Source organism: Streptomyces sp. NPDC046308, from assembly GCF_055588065.1.
Genome location: NZ_JBVJFB010000011.1, coordinates 126,529 through 141,180 on the forward strand (window position 1 = coordinate 126,529; position 14,652 = coordinate 141,180).

The 14,652-nt window shown below is 72.8% G+C and carries 13 protein-coding genes; 4 read left to right on the forward strand and 9 right to left on the reverse strand.

Translation table 11 applies throughout. The features are described 5' to 3' along the window. Positions 1-4: 4 nt before the first annotated feature. From whiA to ACZ6JT_RS33545, 6 genes are all read right to left on the reverse strand, one after another. Entirely contained in the window at positions 5-1,000 is a 996-nt protein-coding gene (gene whiA / locus ACZ6JT_RS33520) for a DNA-binding protein WhiA (protein WP_030009075.1), read from the reverse strand. Beyond that, positions 991-2,055 carry a gluconeogenesis factor YvcK family protein gene (locus tag ACZ6JT_RS33525; RefSeq protein WP_469215694.1) on the reverse strand — a complete coding sequence of 355 codons (1,065 nt, stop codon included), beginning with the start codon at positions 2,053-2,055 and terminating at the stop codon, positions 991-993. The genes whiA and ACZ6JT_RS33525 overlap by 10 nt, the downstream gene beginning before the upstream one ends. After that, complete coding sequence (gene rapZ, locus ACZ6JT_RS33530; RefSeq protein WP_388836148.1) at positions 2,052-2,999, reverse strand: RNase adapter RapZ; 948 nt, start codon at positions 2,997-2,999, stop codon at positions 2,052-2,054. The genes ACZ6JT_RS33525 and rapZ overlap by 4 nt, the downstream gene beginning before the upstream one ends. A gap of 33 nt (positions 3,000-3,032) precedes the next feature. Then, positions 3,033-5,033 (reverse strand): excinuclease ABC subunit UvrC, encoded by a 2,001-nt coding sequence (gene uvrC, locus ACZ6JT_RS33535; RefSeq protein ID WP_469215696.1) that lies wholly within the window; start codon positions 5,031-5,033, stop codon positions 3,033-3,035. Between the two features lie 262 nt (positions 5,034-5,295). Continuing rightward, the gene (locus tag ACZ6JT_RS33540) at positions 5,296-6,087 is read right to left on the reverse strand and encodes a hypothetical protein (RefSeq protein WP_469215822.1); all 792 of its coding nucleotides are present in this window, start codon (positions 6,085-6,087) and stop codon (positions 5,296-5,298) included. Positions 6,088-6,092: 5 nt separating this feature from the next. Next, the gene (locus ACZ6JT_RS33545) at positions 6,093-6,689 is read right to left on the reverse strand and encodes a papain-like cysteine protease family protein (protein ID WP_469215697.1); all 597 of its coding nucleotides are present in this window, start codon (positions 6,687-6,689) and stop codon (positions 6,093-6,095) included. Positions 6,690-6,916: 227 nt separating this feature from the next. Here ACZ6JT_RS33545 and ACZ6JT_RS33550 point away from each other — a divergent pair, with 227 nt between their 5' ends. Beyond that, the gene (locus tag ACZ6JT_RS33550) at positions 6,917-7,849 is read left to right on the forward strand and encodes a hypothetical protein (protein ID WP_469215699.1); all 933 of its coding nucleotides are present in this window, start codon (positions 6,917-6,919) and stop codon (positions 7,847-7,849) included. Between the two features lie 17 nt (positions 7,850-7,866). Here ACZ6JT_RS33550 and ACZ6JT_RS33555 read toward each other — a convergent pair whose 3' ends face one another. After that, on the reverse strand, positions 7,867-8,298 hold the full coding sequence (locus ACZ6JT_RS33555) for a Rieske (2Fe-2S) protein (protein WP_469215701.1): 432 nt from the start codon (positions 8,296-8,298) through the stop codon (positions 7,867-7,869). A gap of 137 nt (positions 8,299-8,435) precedes the next feature. On the opposite strand from ACZ6JT_RS33555, the gene ACZ6JT_RS33560 reads away from it, so the two are divergent. Next, on the forward strand, positions 8,436-9,317 hold the full coding sequence (locus ACZ6JT_RS33560) for a carbohydrate kinase family protein (RefSeq protein WP_469215702.1): 882 nt from the start codon (positions 8,436-8,438) through the stop codon (positions 9,315-9,317). On the opposite strand, the gene ACZ6JT_RS33565 is transcribed toward ACZ6JT_RS33560, so the two are convergent. Next, positions 9,307-9,918 carry a TetR/AcrR family transcriptional regulator gene (locus tag ACZ6JT_RS33565; protein ID WP_469215704.1) on the reverse strand — a complete coding sequence of 204 codons (612 nt, stop codon included), beginning with the start codon at positions 9,916-9,918 and terminating at the stop codon, positions 9,307-9,309. The genes ACZ6JT_RS33560 and ACZ6JT_RS33565 overlap by 11 nt on opposite strands. Positions 9,919-9,993: 75 nt before the next feature. Here ACZ6JT_RS33565 and ACZ6JT_RS33570 point away from each other — a divergent pair, with 75 nt between their 5' ends. Then, on the forward strand, positions 9,994-10,644 hold the full coding sequence (locus ACZ6JT_RS33570; protein WP_469215706.1) for an NAD(P)-dependent oxidoreductase: 651 nt from the start codon (positions 9,994-9,996) through the stop codon (positions 10,642-10,644). 168 nt (positions 10,645-10,812) lie between these two features. Here the strand turns inward: ACZ6JT_RS33570 and uvrA are convergent, their stop codons facing one another. Next, positions 10,813-13,776, reverse strand: coding sequence for an excinuclease ABC subunit UvrA (uvrA, locus tag ACZ6JT_RS33575; protein ID WP_469215708.1), 2,964 nt, complete (start codon positions 13,774-13,776; stop codon positions 10,813-10,815). 185 nt (positions 13,777-13,961) lie between these two features. On the opposite strand from uvrA, the gene ACZ6JT_RS33580 reads away from it, so the two are divergent. After that, on the forward strand, positions 13,962-14,651 hold the full coding sequence (locus tag ACZ6JT_RS33580; protein ID WP_469215710.1) for a maleylpyruvate isomerase family mycothiol-dependent enzyme: 690 nt from the start codon (positions 13,962-13,964) through the stop codon (positions 14,649-14,651). Position 14,652: the final 1 nt, after the last annotated feature.

The window sequence follows — 14,652 nt, forward strand, 5'->3', positions numbered from 1 at the left end:
TCGGCTAACCGGCCATGTTGTCGGCCATCTCCTCGCTAAGGTCGAGGTTCGACTCGGTGCCCGGGATGCCGAGGTCCTGGGCCCGCTTGTCGGCCATCGCCAGCAGGCGGCGGATCCGGCCTGCGACGGCGTCCTTGGTCAGCGGCGGGTCGGCGAGCGCGCCCAGCTCCTCCAGGGAGGCCTGCTTGTGCTCCATGCGCAGCCGGCCGGCCGCGGCGAGGTGCTCGGGGACCTCCTCGCCGAGGATCTCCAACGCGCGCTGCACGCGGGCTCCGGCGGCCACCGCGGCCCGCGCCGAGCGGCGCAGGTTGGCGTCGTCGAAGTTGGCGAGGCGGTTGGCGGTGGCGCGCACCTCGCGCCGCATCCGCCGTTCCTCCCAGGCCAGCACGGACTCGTGGGCGCCGAGGCGGGTCAGCAGGGCGCCGATCGCGTCGCCGTCACGGACGACGACCCGATCGACCCCGCGCACCTCGCGCGCCTTGGCGGCGATGGAGAGCCTGCGGGCGGCGCCCACCAGGGCCAGGGCGGCCTCCGGGCCGGGGCAGGTGACCTCCAGGGAGGAGGACCGGCCCGGCTCGGTGAGCGAGCCGTGGGCCAGGAAGGCGCCGCGCCACGCCGCCTCGGCGTCACAGGTGGCGCCGGAGACCACCTGCGGGGGCAGGCCCCGGATGGGACGCCCGCGGCCGTCCACGAGGCCCGTCTGGCGGGCCAGCTGGTCGCCGCCGGCCACGACGCGGACCACGTAGCGGCTGCCGCGGCGCAGTCCGCCGGGGGCCATCACCACCAGGTCCGAGGAATGGCCGAAGATCTCCAGGATGTCCTTGCGCAGACGTCTGGCCGCGATCCCGGTGTCGAGCTCCGCCTCGATGACGATGCGGCCGCTCACCAGGTGCAGGCCGCCCGCGAACCGAAGGATCGCCGAGACCTCCGCCTTCCTGCAGCAGGTCCGGGTGACGGGAAGGCGGGAGATCTCATCCTTCACCGCGGGCGTCATCGCCATGGGCCGATCCTTCCATGCATCCGAAAAATACGGTCGTACGCGGCGGCCAGCAGCTCCGGGTCGTGCTTCGGAGAACCGTCCTGCCTGGCCACGGGGGCCAGCTCGACCGCGGCACCGAACCGTTTCGCGGCATCGGCGAGGGACTCGCGGTCGGGCACGGCGGCCTCGTCGGCCAGCACCACGTCCAGGGCGAGTTTAGGGGCGTGTCGGGCCAAAACCTCCAAATGACGCTGCGGAGAGAAGCCCTCTGTTTCGCCGGGCTGCGGCGCGAGGTTCAGCGAGAGGACCCGCCGGGCCTTCGTCTCGACCAGCGCGTCGAGCAGTTCCGGCACCAGCAGGTGCGGAATGACGGAGGAGAACCAGGACCCCGGGCCGAGAACCACCCAGTCGGCGTCCAGGACGGCCGCGACGGCCTCCGGCACGGCCGGCGGGTCGCTCGGCACCACCTGTACGGAGAGCACCTCGCCCGGAGTCAGCGCCACGGTGGCCTGCCCGCGGACGGTGTCCACGTCCTCGGGTCTGGCCGGATCGTGCCCCCTGACCAGGGCCTGGAGCTCCAGCGGCACCGCCGACATCGGCAGCACCCGGCCCTGGGCACCGAGCAGCCTGCCCACCAGGTCGAGGGCCTGGACGGGGTCGCCGAGCTGTTCCCACAGGGCGACGATCAGCAGGTTGCCGACGGCGTGCCCGTGCAGGTCGCCCTCGGACTGGAAGCGGTGCTGGATGACCCGGGCCCAGGTCTGGCCCCAGTCGTCGTCCCCGCACAGCGCGGCCAGCGCCTTGCGCAGGTCGCCGGGCGGGAGCACGCCGAGCTCCTCCCGGAGCCGGCCGCTGGATCCGCCGTCGTCGGCGACGGTGACCACGGCGGTGAGGTCACCGGTGATCCGGCGCAGGGCGGCGAGGGAGGCCGACAGGCCCTGGCCGCCGCCGAGCGCCACCACCTTGGGCGTGGCTCCGCGCCGGCGGCCGGAGCGGCCGGAGCGGCCCGCGCCGTCCTCGCCCCGTCCGGGGGTGAGGCGGCGCAGACGGCTCAGCCGCGGGGTCCGTGCGGTCACTCGCGCCCCATGTCCCGGTGGACGACGACGGTCTCGACTCCCTCGGAGGCGAGGCGGGCGGCGAGCTTCTCGGACATGGCCACGCTGCGGTGCTTGCCGCCCGTGCAGCCGACCGCGATGGTCACGTACCGCTTGCCCTCGCGGCGGTAGCCGGTGGCGATCAGCTGGAGCAGCTCGGTGTAGCGGTCGAGGAACTCCTTGGCGCCGGGCTGGCTGAAGACGTACCCCGACACCTCCTCGTTGAGCCCGGTGAAGGGGCGCAGCTCCGGGACCCAGTGCGGGTTCGGGATGAAGCGGCAGTCGACGACGAGGTCGGCGTCGACGGGGAGGCCGTACTTGTAGCCGAAGGACATGACGGTGGCCCGCAGCTCGGGCTCCTCGTCCCCGGCGAACTGGGCGTCCATCTTGGCGCGCAGCTCGTGCACGTTCAGGCTGGACGTGTCGATCACCAGGTCGGCGTCGCCGCGCAGCTCGCGCAGCAGGTCGCGCTCGGCGGCGATGCCGTCGGTGATGCGCCCGTCGCCCTGGAGCGGGTGCGGGCGTCGGACCGACTCGAAGCGGCGCACCAGCGCGTCGTCCGAGGACTCCAGGAAGACGATCCGGCGGGTGACGCCACGGCTGTCGAGGTCGGCGAGGGACTCGCGCAGGGCGTCGAAGAACTGGCGCCCGCGGACGTCGACGACGACGGCGATGCGTGCCACGTTGCCCTGGGAGCGGGCGCCGAGCTCCACCATGGTGGGGATCAGCGCCGGCGGGAGGTTGTCGACGACGAACCAGCCGAGGTCCTCCAGACACTTGGCCGCCGTACTGCGGCCGGCCCCGGACATGCCGGAGATGATCACCAGCTCGGGGATGGCCGCCTCGGCGGTCTCGCCGGGCTCCGCTGTCGTGCCCGTACTCACCTGTGCTCCGTCTCGGTCGTGCGTGGTCTCGTGCTCGGTCATTGCTCGGTCCCCCGTTCGGACGATGGCTCCCGGTTACGGCTGGGAGGTGCCCCCACCCGCGGGGGCGGGGTTCTCATCCTCAATGATCTCTCCTGTCGCCATGTTGACGGCAGGGCCGGCGGGGACCGCACCGGCGAGGGCCGCGGCCACGGTCTCGGCCGTCTTGCGTCCTATGCCCGGGACCTCGCAGATCTGGTCGATTGTCGCCTGTCTCAGCTTCTTCACCGAACCGAAGTGCTTGATCAGGGCTTGTTTGCGGCTCTCGCCGAGGCCGGGCACCTCGTCCAGGGGGCCGGACGTCAGGCGCTTGCCGCGCTTGTTGCGCTGGTACCGGATGGCGAAGCGGTGGGCTTCGTCACGCACCCGCTGGAGCAGGTAGAGGCCCTCGCTGCTGCGGGGCAGCACGACCGGATCGTCCTCGCCGGGCAGCCAGACCTCCTCCAGCCGCTTGGCCAGGCCGCACACGGCGACGTCGTCCACCCCCAGCTCCTCCAGGGCCCGCTTGGCCGCGGCGACCTGCGGCTGCCCGCCGTCGACGACGACGAGCTGCGGCGGGTACGCGAAGCGCTTGGGCCGCCCGTCGTCCTCGGGCACCGCGCCCTCGCCCTCCTCGGCCTCCCACTCGCCGGTCTTCAGCTTCTCCTGGAGGTAGCGGCGGAAGCGCCGCGAGACCACCTCGTGCATGGAGCGGACGTCGTCCTGCCCCTCGAAGGACTTGATCTGGAAGCGCCGGTACTCGCTCTTGCGGGCCAGCCCGTCCTCGAACACCACCATCGACGCGACGACGTCGTCCCCCTGGAGGTGGGAGATGTCGAAGCACTCGATGCGCAGCGGCGCGCTGTCGAGCTCCAGGGCCTCGGCGATCTCCTCCAGGGCCCGGGAGCGGGTGGTGAGGTCGCTGGCGCGCTTGGTCTTGTGCAGGGCGAGGGACTGCTGCGCGTTGCGGTGGACGGTCTCCATGAGGGCCTTCTTGTCGCCGCGCTGCGGTATCCGCAGGCTGACCTGGGATCCCCGGTGGTCGGCGAGCCACTGGCTCAGCGCGGCCGTGTCCTGCGGCAGCGCCGGGACCAGCACCTCCTTGGGGACGGCCTCGCCCTTCTCCTCGCCGTACAGCTGCTGGAGGGCGTGCTCGACGAGCCCGGCGGTGTCGACGGCCTCCACCTTGTCGGTGACCCACCCGCGCTGGCCGCGGACCCGGCCGCCGCGCACGTGGAAGATCTGCACCGCCGCCTCGAGCTCGTCCTCGGCGACCGCGATCAGGTCGGCGTCCGTGGCGTCGGCCAGCACGACGGCGTTCTTCTCCATGGCCCGGCGCAGCGCCCCCATGTCGTCGCGCAGCCGGGCGGCCTTCTCGTACTCCATCTCCTCGGCGGCCTCGTGCATCTCCCGCTCCAGGCGGGAGAGGTACGTCCCCGTCCGCCCGGCCATGAAGTCACAGAAGTCCTCGGCCAGTTCGCGGTGCTCCTCGGGGGTGACCCGGCCGACGCAGGGGGCGGAGCACTTGCCGATGTAGCCGAGCAGGCAGGGGCGGCCGATCTGGGCGGAGCGCTTGAACACTCCGGCGGAGCAGGTCCGCACCGGGAACACCCGGAGCATCAGGTCGACGGTCTCGCGGATGGCCCAGGCGTGCCCGTACGGACCGAAGTAGCGCACGCCCTTCTTCTTGGGCCCGCGCATGACCTGGACGCGGGGGTACTGCTCGTTCATGGTCACGGCGAGGGAGGGGTAGCTCTTGTCGTCCCGGTACTTGACGTTGAACCGGGGATCGAACTCCTTGATCCACGAATACTCCAGCTGGAGCGCCTCCACCTCGGTGGACACCACGGTCCACTCGACGGAGGCGGCCGTGGTCACCATGGTGGCGGTACGGGGGTGCAGGCCGGCGACGTCCTGGAAGTAGCTGGCCAGGCGCTGGCGCAGGCTCTTGGCCTTCCCGACGTAGATCACCCGGCGGTGCTCGTCACGGAACCGGTAGACCCCCGGGGAGTCGGGGATCTGTCCCGGCTGGGGGCGGTAGCTGGAAGGGTCGGCCATGCCAACCACCCTACTGGCGTGGTCCGACAACGTGCCGCAGCCCTCCGGGCAGGTGTGCGGATCCGGGCCGTCCGACAGCTCGGGGCTCCGCCCCGGACCCGTCGCCTCGAACGCCGGCGGGGCTGGATCTTCCAGCCCGTCCGGCGTTCGAGGACCGGGGTCCGGGGCGGAGCCCCGGGAAACGGCGAAAGGGCGGGGCGGGGAGAGCCGCCCGCAGGGCCCGGCCCCTGGCCTCGGCCGGACCCTGCCCGGGCGGGGGGGGCTACCCTGCGGCCACGGTCCGGCGGCGGCGCAGGGCCAGCAGCCCGGCTCCGCCCAACGTCAGCGCCGCCGCGCCTGCGGCGAACACCTCCACGGGAGTCCCGGCGGCGCCGGTCACGGCCGGCTCGGCGTAGCCGCCCGCCCCGCCCCGCGCGGCATAAGCGGAGCCGGGCAGCTTGTCCCCGTAGGCGGCGGTCACCCGGGCCCGGTACCCGTCCAGGCCTGCGCCCCCGGCGCCCACGGCCCGCACCGCGTCCTCGTCCAGCGGCAGCACCCGTCCGCCCCCGGCCACGTACCACGCGTCGATCTGCGGCTCCCGGAACACCGTCCCACCGGGCAGTTTCTCCGCGCCCAGCCGCGCGTAGCGGAATTCGTCGTCGCCGGTGGCGATGTTCACCACCTGCCAGCCCGCCTCGGTCCGGGCCGTCCACAGCGCGGCCTGCTGCCCGTCGGAGGAGACCGCCTTGCTGGCGAGGAACTCCAGGCGGGCGACGGGCGCCCCCGCCCGGCCCGCGACGAAGTCCGGGGAGAGGTGGTTGACCGGTATCGCCTCGCCCTCGATCCGGGGCTGCGCGGCCGTGAGGGAGACCTTGCCCTCCCGGGCGAAGAAGCGGGACAGCGTGGCGAGGGTGTCGGGTGCGGTGGCCGCCCGCGCGGCGGCGGCCCGGTTCTCGGCGGTGGCGGCCTCGGGCTGCGGCACGGGACCCCCGGTGGCCGCGGCGGCGAGCGGGGCGATCCCGAGGAGGGCGGTGGCGGCGAGGACCGCGGCGGCGGCGGTGGCGCGCAGGGTCATGGCGGTCACGCCCCGATCCGGTAGAGGGAGTGGGTCCAGGAGAAGGTGCTGTTGTTCACGTACCAGGCGTGCGAGGCCCAGTTGTAGCGGTCGCTGGAGGGCCAGGGGTCGCCCCAGTACACCCAGTTGCTCGCGGTGTCGTAGCCGTAGACGACGTGCATGTGGCCGCCGCCGTTCGACCACTGGATCCGGGTCTCGATCGGCCGGTTCGCGTTGATCTCGGTCTGGACGGTGGAGTACTGGAGCCAGCCGGTGACGTACGAACCGGGGTTGATGCCGGCCCAGCGCAGTCCGGTCTGGACGTTGCCGAGGGTGGCCTGGTTGTTGGGGCACTCGGAGCCCTGCTGGCGGTTGAAGGCGGCGTTGCAGAACTGGTTCTGGGAGTAGTTCCGGCCGAACCAGGTGGCGATGGTGTTGCCGCCGGCGGCCCAGCACCAGTTGGTCTTCTGCTGCGCCTGCATGGTGATGTTCAGGCGTTTGTAGGCCAGGGCGGAGTCGGTGCCGGTCTCGGCCGCCGTGGCGGTGGCGGCGGCGACGGGCAGGGTGAACAGCACGGCGGTCAGGAGGGCGGCCAGGGAAAGCCGCCGGTTTCGGGTGCGCATCGCGTTCCTCCCGTGGGGGGAGTGGGGGTGGAGGAGCGCGTCCGGACGCTGTGGAGGAGCATCGAACAGTTGTCGCGATCAGGTCAACACGCTTCAATACGCGGTGACGTTGCAGTGTGAACGGTGGGGCTGTGGTGTGAACGGTTGCTGTCGTTCCACCTGGTCCCCCGGAGCCTGCGGCCCGATCCTCCGCGCCGACGCGCGTGAACGTTCACAGAGGAGTCGTGATGGCGCCGACGGGGGACACGGCCGAACTCTGCCGGTTGCTGCGCGGCGGCCCCTTCCACCTCGCCCTGCGCGCCGCCCTCGCCGCGCGCGGGCTGCCCCTGCACCGGATCCAGCACCGGCTGGCGGCGCGGGGCATCAAGATCGGTGTCACCAGCCTCAGTTACTGGCAGCAGGGCGCCCGGCGGCCGCGCCACCCGGAGTCGCTGCGGGCCGTCACCGCCCTGGAGGAGATCCTGGAGCTGCCCGACGGCGCCCTCCTGCGGCTGCTCGCCGCGCCGGAACCCGGTCCGGGGCCGGCCCGTCCGGCCGCCCGCTCGTACCGGGCCCTGTTCAGCATGGGCGCCGCGGTGGAGCGGCTGCTGGACGGGATGGAGCTGCCGCCGGACGGCGGACTGCACTCACTCGGCCACCACGAGCGGGTCCGCATCGGCCCGGCGGGCGAGCTGCGGGTCCGCGAGTCGCAGCAGATCGTGCGCGCGCACCGCGACGGGGTCGACCGCTACCTCGCCGTCCACCACGGCGACCCGGGCTGCGACGTCTCCCGGATGCGCGTGGCGGCGTACGAGAACTGCCGCACCGGCCGGGTGCGCTGCCATCCGGAGGCCGGGATCGTGGTCGCGGAGCTGCTCTTCGACGCACGGCTGCGGCGCGGGGACACCTACGTCTTCGGCTACGGCATCGAGGACGGCACGGGCTCCCGCAGCGGCGAGTACGTGCGCGGCTTCAGCTACGCGGGCGGCCAGTACATGCTCCAGGTCCGCTTCGACGAGGCGGCCCTGCCGGTGCGCTGCCGGCGCTTCGCCCGGACCGGGCCGAGGGCCCCGCGCACGGGCCTGGTGGACCTCACGCCCAGTGGCCGGCACCGGGCGGTGCACCTGGTGGAACAGACGGTGCGGCGCGGGATCCTCGGGATCAGCTGGGACTGGGAGTGAGCCGTGGCCCTACGGGGTCAGCCCGCGATGAGCTTGCCGTTCTCGGCCCGGACGGGGACGGCGGGCAGCGGGGCGGACGCCGGGCCGCGCAGGACCTTGCCGGTGGCCGCGTCGAAGCGGCTGCCGTGGCAGGGGCAGTTGCCCTGACCCTCGACGATCTTGTCGAGGACGCAGCCCGCGTGCGTGCACTGGGCGCTGAAGGCCTGGTACCGGCCCTCCGCCGGGCAGCTGACGATCAGCTTCCGCTCCCGGTACAGCTTGGCGCCGCCCACCGGGACGTCGGCCGCAGCGCCGAGCTCCACCGGCGCGGTGGGCGTGGCGGGAGTGCCGCTCCCGCTGTCGGTCTCGGTGGAGCAGGCCGCGAGCGTCGCTGCGGCGCCGGCGGCCCCGGCGAGCGCGGCGGCGCCCTTGAGGACGGTACGGCGGGCGGCTGACTGCGGCGCGGACATGCGGTTCTCCTGAGGTGCGGGCACGGGGGGCGGGGTACGGGTACGGGCGCAGGCACGGGCCGTGGTGCGGGCGGGGGCCCGGCCGGGGCACCGGCCCACCCGACGATACCGCCGCCGCATGGGGTACCTTCCCCCGCGTGATCGTCGTCGGCGGAGAAGCCCTCATCGACCTGGTGCCCGTGGCGCGGCCGCCGGGCGCGCTGCTGCCCCGGCCGGGCGGCGGACCGTACAACACCGCGCTCGCCCTCGGGCGGCTCGGCGCCGAGGCGGCCTTCTGCTCGCGGGTCTCCGCGGACGGCTTCGGCGAGAGCCTGCTGGCCGGGCTGCGCGCGGCCGGGGTCGACGTGTCGCTGGTCCAGCGCGGACCGGAGCCGACCACGCTCGCCGTCCCCTCGCTGGCCCCGGACGGCTCCGCCTCGTACGGCTTCTACGTCGAGGGCACGGCGGACCGGCTGTTCACCCTGCCGCCCGCCCTCCCCGACGGGGTACGGGCCCTCGCGCTCGGCACCTGCTCGCTGGTCCTGGAACCGGGCGCGAGCGCGTACGAGGCCCTGCTGCGCCGGGAGTCGCGGCGCGGGCTGCTGACCCTGCTGGACCCCAACATCCGGCCGGCGCTGATCGCGGACCCGGCGGGGTACCGCGCGCGCTTCCTGGAGCGGCTGCTGCCGAGCACGACCGTCCTCAAGCTGTCCGAGGAGGACGCGGCCTGGCTGGGCGGCGGGGTCCGCGACTGGCTGGCGGCGGGGCCCTCGGCGGTGGTGCTGACCCGGGGCGCGGCGGGCCTGACCGTCTGGACGCGGGAGGGCGCGGAGCATTCGGTGGCCGCCCGCCGGGTCGCGGTGGCCGACACGATCGGGGCGGGCGACACCGTCAACGCGGCCCTGCTGCACCGGCTCGCCGGGGCGCCGGGGCAGCCGGTGGACTGGCCGGACGTCCTCGCCTACGCCGCCCACGCGGCGGCCCTGACCTGCACGCGGCCGGGCGCGGAGCCCCCGTACGCGGCGGAGCTCAGCGGATAGCGGCCCACAGGGTCCCGGCCACGGCCGGGGCGAACTCCTCCACCGGCTGGACCACGTGGGCGCCGGAGAAGTGCAGGAAGAAGGCCCGCTGGAAGCAGGCGCCGAGCAGCAGGGCGGCGGCCGCCGCCGGATCGGCGTCGGCCCGCAGCCGGCCGGCGTCGAGCTCCCGCCGCAGCCGGCCGGCCAGCGCGTCGAGGACCACGTGGGGCCCGGAACCGATCTCCCGCACGCCCTCGCGGTGCCGGATCAGCAGGGCGGGTTCGGCGAAGAGCGAGGCGGCGATGGGCATGGCGTCGGCGTAGAAGAGCGAGGCGTGCCGGGCGATGTCGGTGAGCACTTCCTCGACCCCCTGCTCCGCCGGATCGGGATCGGCGTCCAGGGCGGCCATGAGCGGGCCCGCGTTGGGGGTGCGCTCCATCAGCACGCGGACGAACAGCTCCTCCTTGTTCGCGAAGTACTTGTAGAGCGCGGCCTCCGAGCAGCCGGCCTCGCGGGCGATGGCCTTGGTGGTGGCGTTGGCCAGGCCGCTGGTGCGCATCAGCTTCTCGGCGGCGTCGAGCAGCCGCTCGGGGGTGGGACGGCTTGACTTCGGGGTGAGCATTCACTCACTCTAAGGGCAGGCAGAGGTGAGTAAACACTCACCCACCCCCCTTTCCCCTAGGTCCCGGGAGCCAGGATGAAACTCACGGTGTTCGGAGCCACGGGCGGCGTCGGCCAGGAGGTCGTCAAGCAGGCGCTGGCCGCTGGGCACGAGGTCACGGCGGTCGTCCGCGACCCGGCCCGGCTGCCGGTGCCGGCCCATGACCGCCTCCGGGTGGCCGTCGTCGCCGATCTGACGGACGAGGACGCGCTGGTCCCCGTACTGGCGGGCCGGTCCGCGGTGATCTCGGCGCTCGGCGCGGCGAGCAACAAGCAGGCCAAGGCGGCCCCGGTGACGGGCCCGGCGGTACGGGCCGTCCTCGCGGCGATGGACCGGGCGGGCGTGACCCGCCTCTCGGTCGTCAGCGCGGCCCCGGTCGGCCCGCCGGCGCAGGGCGAGAGCGTGCTCACCCGGGCGGTGGTCTACCCCCTGCTGCGCCGACTGCTGCGCGACCTGTACGCGGACCTCGCGGTCATGGAGGCGGAGCTGAGCGCGAGCGGAGCCGAGTGGACGGTCATCCGCCCGCCGATGCTCCGCGACAAGCCGCGCACGGGCACGTACCGCCGTGCGCTCGACGCCAATGTCCGCGGCGGCCGCGCCATCCCCCGGGCGGACGTCGCCGATGCCCTCCTGACCACCCTCACCGACCGGGCCTACATCGCTCACACGCTGGGCGTCGCCTCCTAACGGCGCTCCGCTCCCGCGCCGATCTCAGCCCCGCCGGCGTGTGAGGCGCTGGGGGTCCCCCCGGACGAAGTCTGGGGGAGTCCGGGGGCAGAGCCGCCGGCAGCGGCGCCGCAGACGAAGAGGGGCCCGGCCGCAGCCGAGCCCCTCCTGTCCGGCTTCGCGCAGCGGCTACGCCTTGCGGGCCCGCGACGCCGTCTTCTTGGCCGGGGCCGCCTTCTTCGCGGCGGCGGTCTTCTTGGCCGGAGCCTTCTTCACCGCGGCCCGCGCCGGAGGCGTCCCGTCGGAGACCCGGTCCGCCCCCAGGATGTCCCGCAGGAACTTGCCGGTGTGGCTGGCCCCCACCGACGCCACCTGCTCCGGCGTGCCCTCGGCCACCACCAGACCGCCGCCGTAGCCGCCTTCCGGGCCCATGTCGATGACCCAGTCCGCGGTCTTGATGACGTCGAGGTTGTGCTCGATGACGATCACCGAGTTCCCCTTGTCGACCAGCCCCGACAGCACCTTGATCAGCTTCGAGATGTCCTCGAAGTGCAGACCCGTCGTCGGCTCGTCCAACACGTACACCGTCCGGCCCGTCGACCGCTTCTGCAGCTCGGAGGCCAGCTTGACGCGCTGCGCCTCACCGCCCGACAGCGTCGGCGCCGACTGGCCGAGGCGGACGTAGCCCAGCCCGACCTCGTTCAGCGTCTTCAGGTGGCGGGCGATCGTCGGCACCGCCTCGAAGAAGCCCAGCGCCTCCTCGATCGGCATGTTCAGGACCTCGGCGATGGACTTGCCCTTGTAGTGGACCTCCAGCGTCTCCCGGTTGTACCGGGCGCCGTGGCACACCTCGCACGGGACGTAGACGTCCGGCAGGAAGTTCATCTCGATCTTGATCGTGCCGTCGCCCGAGCAGTTCTCGCAGCGGCCGCCCTTCACGTTGAAGGAGAAGCGGCCCGGCAGGTAGCCGCGCACCTTCGCCTCCATCGTCTCCGCGAAGAGCTTGCGGACGTGGTCGAAGACGCCGGTGTACGTGGCCGGGTTGGACCGCGGGGTCCGGCCGATCGGCGACTGGTCGACGTGCACGACCTTGTCGACGAGGTCGTCCCCGTCCACCCGGGTGTGCCGCCCGGGCACCGAGCGGGCGCCGTTCAGCTCGCGCGCCAGGTGCGTGTAGAGGATGTCGTTGACCAGCGTCGACTTGCCCGAGCCGGACACGCCGGTCACGGCCGTGAGGACGCCCAGCGGGAAGGACACGTCGATGTCCCGCAGGTTGTTCTCCTTGGCACCGTGGACGGTGAGCCTGCGCTCTCCGTTCACGGGCCGGCGCACGTCCGGGATCGCGATGGAGCGCTTGCCCGACAGGTACTGCCCCGTCATCGACTCGGTGTTCTTCAGCAGGTCCTTCAGCGAACCGCTGTGCACCACCTTGCCGCCGTGCTCACCCGCGCCCGGACCGATGTCCACGACCCAGTCGGCCACCTTGATGGTGTCCTCGTCGTGCTCGACCACGATGAGCGTGTTGCCCATGTCCCGCAGCCGGACCAGCGTCTCGATCAGCCGGTGGTTGTCCCGCTGGTGCAGGCCGATGGAGGGCTCGTCCAGCACGTACAGCACGCCGACCAGGCCGGAGCCGATCTGTGTGGCGAGCCGGATGCGCTGGGCCTCGCCGCCCGAGAGGGTGCCGGCGGCCCGGTTGAGCGAGAGGTAGTCGAGACCGACGTCGACGAGGAAGCGGAGCCGCTCGTTGACCTCCTTCAGGACCCGCTCGGCGATCTTCTTGTCGCGGGCGTCGAGGCGCAGCCGTCCCAGGAAGTCCGCGCACTCGCTGATCGACATGGCGGCGACCTCGGCGATGGACTTCTCCATCACCGTCACGGCGAGGACGATCGGCTTGAGGCGGGTGCCCTGACAGGTCGGGCAGGGCACCTCGCGCATGTAGCCCTCGAAGCGCTCGCGGCTGGCGTCGCTCTCCGATTCCGCGTGCCGGCGCTTGACGAACGGCACGGCGCCCTCGAAGGCCGTCGTGTAGGCCCGTTCGCGTCCGTACCGGTTGCGGTAGCGGACCTCGATCTGCGTCTTGTGCCCGTAGAGCAGGGCCTTCTTGGCGCGCGCCGGCAGCCCGGCCCACGGGATGTCGGTCCGGAAGCCGAGCTCCCCGGCGAGCGCGCCGATCAGCCGCTGGAAGTAGTCCTTGGTGTGGCCGAGCGACCACGGCGAGACGGCGCCCTCGTCCAGGGACTTGTCCTCGTCCGGAATGATCAGCTCGGGGTCGACCTCCATGCGCGTGCCGATGCCGGTGCACTCGGGGCAGGCGCCGAAGGGCGAGTTGAAGGAGAAGGAGCGCGGCTCCAGCTCCTCGAAGGAGAGGTCGTCGTACGGGCAGTAGAGGTGCTCGGAGAACATCCGCTCACGCTCGGGGTCGTCCTCGGCGAGGTCGACGAAGTCCAGGATCACCATGCCGCCGGAGAGGCCGAGGGCGGTCTCCACGGAGTCGGTGAGCCGGCGCTTGGCGCTGTCCTTGACGGTGAGGCGGTCGATGACCACCTCGATCGTGTGCTTCTCCTGCTTCTTCAGGGTGGGCGGCTCGGAGAGCTGGATGGTCTCCCCGTCCACCCGGGCCCGGCTGTAACCCTTGGTCTGCAGGTCGGCGAAGAGGTCGACGAACTCGCCCTTGCGCTCGCGCACCAGCGGCGAGAGCACCTGGAAGCGGCTGCCCTCGGGGAGCGCGAGCACCTTGTCGACGATCGCCTGCGGGGACTGCCGCGAGATGGGGCGGCGGCACTCGGGGCAGTGCGGCTTGCCGATGCGGGCGAAGAGGAGGCGGAGGTAGTCGTAGACCTCGGTGATGGTGCCCACGGTCGAGCGCGGGTTGCGCGAGGTCGACTTCTGGTCGATCGAGACGGCCGGGGAGAGGCCCTCGATGAAGTCGACGTCGGGCTTGTCCATCTGCCCGAGGAACTGGCGTGCGTACGACGAGAGCGACTCGACGTAGCGGCGCTGGCCCTCGGCGAAGATCGTGTCGAAGGCCAGGGAGGACTTGCCCGAGCCGGAGAGTCCGGTGAAGACGATGAGCGAGTCGCGGGGCAGGTCGAGCGAGACGTTCTTGAGGTTGTGCTCGCGAGCGCCACGAACGATGAGACGGTCGGTCACGCCGGTCCGCACCTTTCTTGAGAGAGCGGGGGCACGGGCCCCCGTCCCAGGGTATGGGGGGCGCCACTGCGGTGGAGATGGAGTCTGGACTTCGAGCGTATAGCACGCACATTCGATTTACGGCACTCCGAAGACCTCTTCACCCGATCGTGTGGCCGAACCCCCGGGAGCACTAGGCTCGACTCATGACTGATCATGTGCACGACCTGCGATCTGTACGTGAAGCCACGGACCGGCTGCTGACCGCAGTCGCGAAAATGGACAACGCGGCCCTCGCCGAGGAGTCACATCTCCCCGGCTGGACGCGCGGCCACGTCCTGGCCCACCTCGCGCGCAACGCCGACGCCCTCGTGAACGTCTTCGAGGGGCGCCCGATGTACGAGAGCGCCTCCGCCCGCGACGCGGACATCGCACGCGACGCCGGCCGGCCCCTGGAAGAACACCTCGCGGACCTCCGTGATTCCGGGGCCCGCTTCCTCGCCACCACGGAGCCCGACCAGGACTGGTCCCGCACCGTCGAACTGCGCAACGGCATCACCGACCTCGCCGCCAACGTGCCGTTCCGCCGCTGGGTCGAGGTCGACCTGCACCACGTCGACCTGAACATCGGCTACGAGCTCGACGACCTGCCCGCGGAGTTCATCGACCGCGAGATCACCTTCCTCGCCGACCGCTGGTCGGCGCGCCCGGAAGTGCCGCCGACGGCCCTGGTCACCGCCGACGGGCGGACCTGGCGCACCGGCTCCGCCGGGGAGCCCGCCGTGACCGTGTCCGGCACCGCCGCCGGGCTGCTGGCCTGGCTGGCCGGCCGCGGCGACAAGGGCGCCTCCCTGACCACCACCGGCGGCCCCCTGCCCGAGCTCCCGCCGCTCTAGG